Source organism: Paenibacillus ihuae (assembly GCF_001368795.1).
GTDB classification, from domain to species: domain Bacteria; phylum Bacillota; class Bacilli; order Paenibacillales; family Paenibacillaceae; genus Paenibacillus_AQ; species Paenibacillus_AQ ihuae.
In genome coordinates this window covers 4,134-10,924 of sequence record NZ_LN831205.1, presented here as the reverse complement: position 1 = coordinate 10,924, position 6,791 = coordinate 4,134, and the positions used below count along the sequence as shown (strand labels likewise).

General features: G+C 53.9%; 7 protein-coding genes and 1 riboswitch. All 7 genes read right to left on the bottom strand.

The window, feature by feature from the left end; genetic code table 11:
• Positions 1 to 696: lyase family protein (locus AQR02_RS28730; RefSeq protein ID WP_245237787.1), on the bottom strand; the 696-nt coding region annotated here is incomplete at its 3' end.
• Between the two features lie 6 nt (positions 697 to 702).
• The gene (gene purK / locus AQR02_RS28725; RefSeq protein WP_054943738.1) at positions 703 to 1,923 is read right to left on the bottom strand and encodes a 5-(carboxyamino)imidazole ribonucleotide synthase; all 1,221 of its coding nucleotides are present in this window, start codon (positions 1,921 to 1,923) and stop codon (positions 703 to 705) included.
• Positions 1,920 to 2,405, bottom strand: coding sequence for a 5-(carboxyamino)imidazole ribonucleotide mutase (gene purE / locus AQR02_RS28720; RefSeq protein WP_054943737.1), 486 nt, complete (start codon positions 2,403 to 2,405; stop codon positions 1,920 to 1,922). The genes purK and purE overlap by 4 nt, the downstream gene beginning before the upstream one ends.
• 237 nt (positions 2,406 to 2,642) lie before the next feature.
• Positions 2,643 to 2,744: riboswitch (purine riboswitch) on the bottom strand.
• Between the two features lie 198 nt (positions 2,745 to 2,942).
• A complete protein-coding gene (locus tag AQR02_RS28715; protein WP_054943736.1) occupies positions 2,943 to 3,377 on the bottom strand; it encodes a universal stress protein in 435 nt (144 codons plus the stop codon).
• Between the two features lie 50 nt (positions 3,378 to 3,427).
• Positions 3,428 to 3,691, bottom strand: coding sequence for a DUF1294 domain-containing protein (locus AQR02_RS28710; protein ID WP_054943869.1), 264 nt, complete (start codon positions 3,689 to 3,691; stop codon positions 3,428 to 3,430).
• Positions 3,692 to 3,785: 94 nt separating this feature from the next.
• Complete coding sequence (locus AQR02_RS28705; RefSeq protein ID WP_245237786.1) at positions 3,786 to 5,030, bottom strand: MFS transporter; 1,245 nt, start codon at positions 5,028 to 5,030, stop codon at positions 3,786 to 3,788.
• A gap of 264 nt (positions 5,031 to 5,294) precedes the next feature.
• Positions 5,295 to 6,791 (bottom strand): DNA topoisomerase (locus tag AQR02_RS28700; protein WP_082452142.1); only part of this gene is annotated, 1,497 nt, incomplete at its 5' end.

The window sequence follows — 6,791 nt, the reverse complement described above, 5'->3', positions numbered from 1 at the left end:
CGATGTTGCTACCAGTGCAAGTGTTGCCATATATTCAGCATGGCGGTCACGCTGCAGCGTCTGTGTCGAGATCGGAGCCGGGCTGGTTCCCAGCTTCTTGCAGACGAATTCTTCTACTAACGGATCAATGTTGGCATAGGTACCGACTGCACCTGAAATTTTACCGAATTGAACGCCTTTAGCCGCATGACGGAAGCGCTCCAGATTACGTTTCATTTCCTCATACCACAATGCCATTTTGAGACCGAAGGTTGTAGGTTCGGCATGTACACCATGGGTACGTCCCATCATCGGGGTATCTTTGTAGGCGATCGCTTTTTCCTTGAGAATTTCGATGAAATTGATGATGTCCTTCTCCAAAATCTCGTTCGCCTGACGCAACAGGTAACCGAGTGCTGTATCCACAACATCTGTGGAAGTTAATCCGTAGTGCACCCATTTGCGCTCTGCACCCAGGCTCTCTGATACCGCACGGGTAAAGGCGATTACGTCATGACGGGTTTCAAGTTCGATCTCATTAATCCGGTCAATATCAAATTTCGCATCCTTACGCAGCTTGGCGGCGTCTTCCTGAGGAATGACTCCCAGCTCAGCCCACGCTTCACAAGCACAAATTTCTACTTCAAGCCATGCATTAAATTTATTTTCTTCGGTCCAAATGGCCCGCATCTCAGGTCTGCTGTAACGTTCGATCATATCGGTTCAGTTCCTCCAAAGGTTAGTTTGCTCTACCCAGGACAACCCGTCGCCGGTATCCTTGCAGAGCAGGTTGATATGGCCCATTTTTCGGCCGTTTTTGCTCTCAGTCTTGCCGTATATATGAAGCTTGGGAGCAATCCCAAGATGGCTTGCCGTTTCATCCGGATGTCCGGTCCGCTGAATCACACCGTCCAAATGCTCTCCAAGTACATTCACCATGACCACCGGGGTAAGCAGTGAAGTCTCACCGAGCGGCAGATTGCAGATCGCCCGGATATGCTGCTCGAACTGTGAAGTCACACAGGCGTCCATGGTATAATGCCCCGAATTATGCGGCCGCGGAGCCAGTTCATTGACGAATAATTCCCCGTCTTCTGTAACGAACATCTCCACCGCCAGCAGTCCGACTGCATTCAGTCCGGACACCAGCCGTTCAGCCAGCTCGCAGGCCCGCTGCCGGATCTCCTCTGAGATACGTGCCGGCACAATGGACAGGTGCAGGATGTTGTTCACATGGATGTTCTCCGCCGGCGGGAAGCTCTTCACTTCGCCGGATGCGCTGCGCGCGGCAATGACGGAAATTTCACACTTGAATTTCACGAATTTCTCCAGCACCAGCTCCGGCGCTTCGGCCTCAGCGCGTTGCGATTCAGCAGCACCAGGCGCGACCTGCCGGAAGGCTGCTTCCAGCGCTGAAGGCTGGCGGATGACGGCTTGTCCCTTGCCGTCATATCCCCCTGTGGCGGTCTTCAGCACACAGGGCAGGCCCAGTTCGGCAGCCGCGGCGGTAAGCTCCGCCAGGCTGCCGACCTTGCGGTACGGGGCAACGGGCACGCCCGCAGCCTCGATCGCGGCTTTTTCGCGCAGCCGGTGCTGCGTCGTATACAGCAGCTCGCTGCCCTGCGGCACGTACGATTCCTCCGTCAGCAAGGCGGCTACGCCGGCGTCGACGTTCTCGAACTCGTACGTGATGACGTCCGCGCGCTGCGCCAGCTCCCGCGCAGCGTTCCGGTCGTTATACGCCGCGGTGATCTGCGGCGTCACCTGCCCGCAGGGCGCATCCGGCGCAGGGTCCAGCGCCACGAAGCGGTACCCCATGGCGCTTCCGGCCAGCGCCATCATCCGGCCGAGCTGGCCGCCGCCGAGCACGCCGATCGTCGCCCGGCCCGGCAGCAGCGTGCGGGCTGCATCCAAAGCGCCGGCCCTCAATTCTTCCTGCCTCATAAGCTGTCGCTGCTTTCCAGCACTTCGCGCTCTATCGCTTCACGACGCTGCTGCACCCGGCCTTGTACCACCGGGTCAAAGGCGCCGATGATCTGCGCCGCCAGCAGTCCTGCATTGGTTGCCCCTGCACGCCCGATTGCTACCGTAGCCACCGGAATCCCTCCTGGCATCTGCACGATAGATAGCAGCGAATCCAGGCCGTTCAGTGCTTTGGTCTGCACCGGCACACCGATAACGGGCAGAATCGTCTTTGCCGCGACCATGCCCGGCAGATGAGCTGCACCGCCCGCTCCGGCAATAATGACCCGGAGGCCGCGTGCTGCCGCTTCCTCCGCATAGCGGAACATCAGATCCGGCGTACGATGTGCAGAGATGACTCTTTTCTCATACGGAACTTTCAGCTCTTCCAGCACGGCACAGGCATGCTCCATCGTTTCCCAATCGGATTTGCTGCCCATGATAACCCCAACCTGTACAGACATGTTTCAACCTACCTTCCGCTCAATATAGGAACTCATTTGCTTTAAGTTGTCCAGTTTCACACTAGTTTTCCATAAATCCGAAAAAAAAAGCCCGGATTCCAGACGCATTTTGCTGCGGGTGGACCCAGACTACTGCAGGAATAAGGAGAGGACTGCTCTACTATCCGCCAGAGGCGGAGATAGAGTCAAGCGCAGAGCTCGCCGCCCCGGATACCGGAGCGGCGCTTAAGAGCTGTTCTAGTCATCCTATTTCCTCGTAGTCCGGCAATTTACGGTTACCGGGTAGAAACTTCCGGGCCCTATTCCCGGTTTTATACGAGCTCTTCATAGGTTCAGTTTAACAATGCCCTACACTTCGTGTCAACTTAAACACGAACATTGTTATTTCCAGCCGTCAAAATGTTCGCTTTTGGGCATAATCAAATTCCTGAAAATGGCTAATTGAACAACGAATGGCGTCTTTCTCCACGTTTATGTTTCCTGTAGAACTATAGAAAAAAGGGAGGAACACCTAAGCGTCCCGCCCGCTACCCTCTATTATTTTACGACCAGTACCGGAATCCGGGAGCTCTGTACCACATTATGGCTTACGCTGCCCAGGACAAATTCACGTATTCCTCCAAGTCCGCGGCTGCCGATGACAATAACATCCACCTTCTGCTCCTTGGCATAATTCAGAATCACTTCAGCAGGAGAACCCTGCAGCAGCTCAACAGTCGCATTCAGGCCTTCCTCTTCCAGACGTCCCTTCACTTCTTCCGTGGTCTGCACTGCCAAATCATAATAATCCTTGTTCACTGAAGCCGGCAGAGGTGCGAGAGCTTCCCCGATGAAAAACCGCGGGAATTCGAATGCGTGTACGACGTAAATGGAGGAACCGGGAGTTACCTTAGCCAGTTCGATCGCCCGCTCCAATGCCTGATTGGAAGCTTTTGAACCGTCATAGGCGAGCAAAATTTTAGAGAATAACATATACGCCACCTCTTTCTGTTTTGTGTAACCAGTAGCCTATTTTCTAAACACTATCTCAAAAAATACCCATAGAGCAGAATGTTAAGCAGCAGCAGCAGCGGAATTCCGATCCGGAAGGAAGTATGCTTTGTTTTATGCCGTTTGCGGTACATCGCAATCCATATCCCCAGTGCGCCGCCCATAAACGCCAGCAGAAACAGCGTCTTCTCCGGCACACGTTCGCGCCTCGCGCGGGCTTTATTCTTGTCTTCGGACATCACCACATACGCGATGATGTTAATCAGCACAAACCACAGCAGCACACCCCTGACCATCTTTCCGGCCCCTCCTTCTTGCATCCTATCTACTTCCTATTATATTCCCCTTTGCCTCAAAAAACCAATAATCCTCACATTAGCTGCAAAGTATCTACCCCGCTCTGTGAAGCTTTTTGGTAGCTGCTGCGGGCTCACGAATCCATACCCAGGATAATACCGCAGCCAGTGCCGCAGCAAATCCGCCCAGCCAAAAACCGCCTCTGAGCCCATAGGCAGCACTCATCCATCCGGCCACAAAAGGGCCTCCTGACATGCCAAATGCATAGACTGCCTGATAGAAGCCCATCGCTGTAGCCCGTTTAAACGACTCTACTCCCGCTACCGACTTGCCCAGCAGCAATGGAAAAATCAGCCCCTGCATAAAACCGTTCCCCACCTGTGTAGCACACAGCGCAGCCAGCGTCGGCATGGACGGGATCAGCAGAGTAAACAGCGCGCTTCCGGCAAAACCCAGCAGCAGAGTCCCTCTATCCCCGAGCAGCCTGCCAAACATCCGGGAGCCATAAAGTGTGGCTGCAGCATGCGGCACCATGAAAGACAGCGTTAACCAGCCGAGGCTTTCCTTACTTGCACCTATATCAAGCGCCTGGTTCGGCGTGTAGCCGAACATGGTAATGAAGAGCACACAATGCGCCAGTACAGACAACAGCGAGACTTTGACCAGCAGCGGTTCCTTCATTACACCCGCCAGGTCTCTGAGCCGGATCCCGCCTTCGCGTTTCGCCTGTCTCTGTTCAGGTAAACGCAGCGCAAGCAGCATAGCCAGTACTGCTACAATACTTCCGGCTATAAAAGGAGTATTCCAGCCCCAATGCTCGACCATGTAGCCGCTGACCATCATGCTGGATAATTGGGCAATCACGGTGGTGAACTGCAGCATCCCCATCGCCCGCCCCGCTTCCTCCTTGGGAAAATACCCCGCAAACATTACCGAGTACACGACCCAGGCGGAGGCTGCAATCCCTGACACAGCACGGGCCACCAGTGCCCAGACCGGATCTGCGCCGGCCATAAAGATCAGACAGCTCGTGCCGCTGGCGATCAGGCCCAGATAAATGAACGGCCGCCGCCGGTTCAGATAATCCGACCCGATGCCGATCGGCAGCCGGAACAGAATCTGCATCAGCCCGTACACCCCAAGTACCGCACCGACCATAATATAAGAAGCACCGAGATGCTCCACATACGGTGAGAGTACCGGAACATAAATATATGAAGAGAACCAGAACATAAATACGATAGCTAAAAAGAAAATCCGGCTGCTTCCTTTTTCATTAGAAGGCCCAGCCGCCGCTTGTTCCTGATCGTACTGCCTATCAGCTTCTGAAGATATCACTCCAATATCACTCCATTCATACTGCAGGGAACTTTCCTCCCGGCCTAAGTCCTTTCAGTAAACCATATCTTTTTTACATATAACAGTAGCAATCTCATTTCATTTCACGTAAGCAAAAATCACAATATGCTCTCACGCTTATAACCTGCGTAGTCCTTCAACCTGAACAAGACTGCAGATCATCTCCGCAGTCTTGTTCACGCACTTTTACCTCAATTTAATTTCCTTATTAAGGTATAAACTGCCATGGTAACCCAGCCTGGACTATTCTCCCTTTGCCTTGGCTTCCATTGCGGCTTTGAGCAGATCGCCAAGATTTGAGCCTACACTTTCCGGCTTGCTATACTGCTGCACCAGCTTTTGCTGCTCACGCTTATTGATATGTTTATGGTCTTTATCCATGGTTTCGGTTATTCCGCAGCCCAAACACTGCACGTAGAGCCCTGCCTTGCCCTCTTTAAGCTCCATTTTCTTATGGCATTGCGGACAGCGGCGGCCCGACAGTTTCTTTTCTCCTGCCCGGGTATAACCGCAACCGTCTGCCGGACATACCAGCAGCTTGCCGCGCTTCGTCTTCTTTTCTAACATCCTTGTTCCGCATTCCGGACAATGGCTGCTGGAGACGTTATGCGGTTTATATTCCGCCCCGCTGCTCTTAACACCGGATACCAGCTCCTGTGCCATACTGCGGATACCCTGCAGGAAAGGCTCCGGCTTACCCTGGCCGCGGGCGATCTTCTCGAGTTCGGCTTCCCAGCGCGCGGTCAGCTCCGGTGTGCGCAGTTGCGCCGACACCAGCCCTATCAGCTGTTTGCCTTTGCCGGTCGGATGCAGCAAATTTCCTTGGCGTTCAATCGTGTCTGAGCTAACCAGCTTCTCGATAATATCGGCACGTGTAGCCGGCGTTCCCAGCCCGTGCTTCTCCATTTGAGTCAGCAGAGAAGCTTCATTATAACGCTTTGGCGGCTGTGTCCGCCCCGGACGGATATTACAGCGCTGCACTTTTACAGTCTCGCCTTCGCGAAGCTCAGGCAGCTTCACCGTGCTGGCTGCAGGCTCCTCTGCCGTATTCTCCTCATCTTCATCACTGCTCATATCTCCGCCATAAACCTCACGCCAGCCCGCATCCTTTACTGTCGTGCCTTTGACATGAAGGCTCTCTCCTTCAACGGTTACCGTCACAGCCACAGCATCATAACGTGCCGGCGGATAGAACAAGCTGATAAACCGGCGGACAATCAGATCATACAGCTTCCGCTCCTCTGCACTAAGCAGGTTTAACAGCACCGTCTGTTCCGTCGGTATAATCGCATGATGGTCGCTTACCTTACTGTCATCCACGATCCGTTTCGTTATCGACAGCGGCTTACGCAGCAGCGGCCGAGCTAGTGTTGCATAAGAGCCGACAGCAACACTATCCAGACGTTCCTTCAAAGTTCCCGTCATATCGGAAGTCAGATAGCGGCTATCTGTACGAGGGTAAGTAACCAGCTTATGCTGCTCATACAACCTCTGCAGCACACTCGAAGTCTGCTTGGCCGAGAATCCGAACTTACGGTTGGCATCCCGCTGCAGCTCTGTGAGATCATAGGCCAGCGGGTGCGGCTCGCTTTTTTCACTTTTCTGCACTTTCGTGATCCGTCCAGTGCTTCCAGTAAGCTTGTCTTTAAGCGCAATTGTCTTTTCCTTCTCAAAAATACGCCCGTCCCCGCCCGGGGCACGCCAGCCTGCCTGAAAGCTCCCAAAATCAGCCGTCAGCAG